This is a genomic window from Lishizhenia sp. (genome assembly GCF_057456495.1).
The window spans coordinates 1-3,005 of record NZ_JBVCPV010000269.1 but is presented as its reverse complement, the minus strand read 5'-3'; the positions used below and the strand labels follow the sequence as shown (position 1 = coordinate 3,005).

Sequence of the window (3,005 nt, the reverse complement as noted above, 5' to 3'; positions counted from 1 at the left end):
GACGCCTCCTTTATACTTAGTGAAGAAAGGTGCGAAGTCAGATTACGCATGGAACGATGACCAACGTGACCGTTTGGTAGACCAATTCAAAGGATCTGGACCAGCTTCTTCAGTTGGTGTACAGCGTTACAAAGGTTTGGGAGAGATGAATGCGGAACAACTTTGGGATACAACCATGAACCCGGAGGGAAGAACGTTGCGTCAGGTAACTATTGAAAACGCTGCAGAAAGTGATCAGATTTTCTCTATGTTGATGGGAGACGAAGTTCCACCTCGTAAAGAGTTTATCGAGAAACACGCCAAGTATGCGAATATTGATATTTAATACATAATCTTATGTATTATGAAGCCCTTCTCAATTTGAGAAGGGCTTTTTTGTTACTTTTAATCACCCTTGTTATTCAATATATAAAACACTATGAAGCATTTTCTTTTATCATTATGTATTCTGATGAGTTTTATAGCGTCCGCTGGAAGGAATAAACAGGATACGCTTACTCTAGAGTTATATATGAGTTATGATACGATATTGACAGATCTAGGCTCAGAGGTTACTTTACACTTTGGTGAGGTTTATAACTTTCAAAAAATCGATAGAAAGCATGCTGATTATGTATTAACTTATTCTTGTGAAAGTATAGAAGATACATTATTGAAATTGTTGGAGGTTTACAACATTTCGGATTACAGTGAACACAGTTATTACACCTCTGAGTTCATGGATGGAATAAGGGTAGGTAGTCGCATGATGAAAAGTGTGATTTTCTATTTACCAAAAACCTTCAAACCTATCGACGTACATAGTAGGCTACTGGGTAAAATGCCAAAATATGCACTAGAGAAATTCCATTCTTCTTTAAAAATTGCCCCTGTAGATGAAGTTAAAATAAGTAATTCCTTAAAAGAAAGTTTAAGAGATTCAATTTATAATTTACACACTTATTATTCAGAAAAGTCTGTTGATACGATACTCAATATAACCGTTGTCAGTATTAATTTTTCGAGTGGAATTAGAAATCCGCTCTCTTTTGAAGATAGAGCTAGAACATTGTATATTGATAAGAGGCCAAAACGTTGTGTACTTTCAGTGATGTATGGTATGCAATATATTTTAAAAGAAGAATAAAAATTAATCCATGCATGTAACTTTTCCACCTATTCATAGTCTAACAGTAGTTAGACTATACAATATGAAATTTATCAATTACCTATTAGCCTTAATTCTAGCCTTATTGTTTGGGTCCTGTTCTATCTTTCGTTCAGAAATGGCCAACCCCAAAAAAGAAGGAAAGATTCCAAAGTTTAGCGAAGAACAAATTCTATTGGGAGAGTTAACCTCCTTTAGAACTTGTTTTGACGTTAACTATTACAACTTGAATTTATCTGTAGACGCCGAAAATAAAGGGCTTTCAGGAACTGTTTTTATACACGCGAAGGCAACTGAAGATTTTGATACCTTACAGATAGACCTCCATCCAAATTTTGAAATAACTTCCCTAGAAGATGCCAGTACCAATGAGCAATTAACTTTTTCTAGAAAGCACCGCGCTGTATTTGTTCAAACGACACATCATCAGGGCGAAGAATTTATTTTAAAAGCAGTCTATAAAGGTAAACCTGAAGAAGCGAAAAAAGCACCTTGGAAGGGGGGCTTTGTATGGAAAAAAGATCAAGAAGGCAAACCATGGATTGGTGTGGCTTGCGAATCGGATGGAGCGAGTCTTTGGTGGCCACTAAAAGATCATACAGCAGATGAGCCAGACAGTGTGCGGATGACCTATACGGTTCCCAAAGGTTTGATTGGCGTAGGAAACGGTGTCTTAGAAAACACAAAAGAGAACGCAAATACAACGAGTTTTACCTGGTTTGTATCTTATCCCATCAATACCTATAATGTTACCATTTATGTGGGCGACTTTGTATTGGTCCAAGACACGTATAAAGGTTTGGAAGGCGATGATTTAATGCTGAATTATTATGTGTTGAAATCGCATGCGGAAAAAGCGGAGAAACATTTTAAACAAACCCATCATATTTTAAAGGTATATGAAAGAACATTTGGTTTGTACCCTTGGTATAAAGATGGATTTAAAATGATTGAATCACCTTATGCAGGAATGGAGCATCAATCAGCCATTGCCTATGGAAATGGATATCAAAATGGACGTTTTTTCACTACAGACTATATTATTTTACACGAAACGGCACATGAATGGTGGGGCAATAGTATTACAGTGAAAGACTTGGCAGATGTTTGGATACAAGAAGGTTTTGCTACCTATTCAGAATCCGTGTATTATGAACAGATTTTTGGCCGGCGATATTATGACATTAGCCTTAATAGTAACCGATCAAGGATAAACAATAAATATCCTGTTGTTGGAGTAGAAGGCAGGCGTTGGTTTCATTTCCGTAAACACTCGGATGTCTATGTGAAAGGAGCTTGGATCTTGCATACGTTGAGAGAACAACTCGATAACGACACTCTCTTTTTTGATATTATCTCATCGTTTTATGATCAATACAAATATACCTTGGTGGAGTCTCAAGATTTTATTGATGTGGTTAATGCAAAAACCGGAAAAGATTACGCTTGGTTTTTTAATGTTTACCTGCATCAACATCAGAGTCCGGAGTTAAGTTATGAAATTTCATCTTCAGGTGTATTGAGTTATCGATGGACAAATGTACCTGCTAATTTCAATGCGTTAAAAGTGAAATTCATGAACAATGGAGAGGAAATGATTTTAACACCGAGTTTAGAAAGTCAAAAAGTACAATTAAAGGAATATAACCCTGCAGGGAGTTACCGTTTCAAAAAACAATCATTGTATGCCGTCAAATAATTTTTAATAGGTGAGCTTGTTTTTTTCTTTTAAATTTTAAAGGGATGTAGTAACTTGTGTGTAGACAGACGAATCACTTTAAAGTAAGAAAACATGAAAAAGCATATTAATACCTGTATTTGGCTTGATAATTCAGCAAGTGAAGCCGCTCGCTTTTAT

At 35.9% G+C, this 3,005-nt stretch carries 2 protein-coding genes and 1 pseudogene; all 3 read left to right on the top strand.

Features of this window, described 5'->3' with window-relative positions; all coding sequences use genetic code 11:
- A pseudogene (locus tag AC22ZQ_RS13855) lies at positions 1-325 on the top strand (DNA topoisomerase IV subunit B); the annotation flags it as partial.
- A gap of 126 nt (positions 326-451) precedes the next feature.
- Positions 452-1,126, top strand: a complete 675-nt coding sequence (locus AC22ZQ_RS13850) for a hypothetical protein (protein WP_318959356.1) — start codon at positions 452-454, stop codon at positions 1,124-1,126.
- A 64-nt stretch (positions 1,127-1,190) separates the two neighbouring features.
- A complete protein-coding gene (locus AC22ZQ_RS13845; protein WP_318959355.1) occupies positions 1,191-2,846 on the top strand; it encodes a M1 family metallopeptidase in 1,656 nt (551 codons plus the stop codon).
- Positions 2,847-3,005 lie beyond the last annotated feature (159 nt).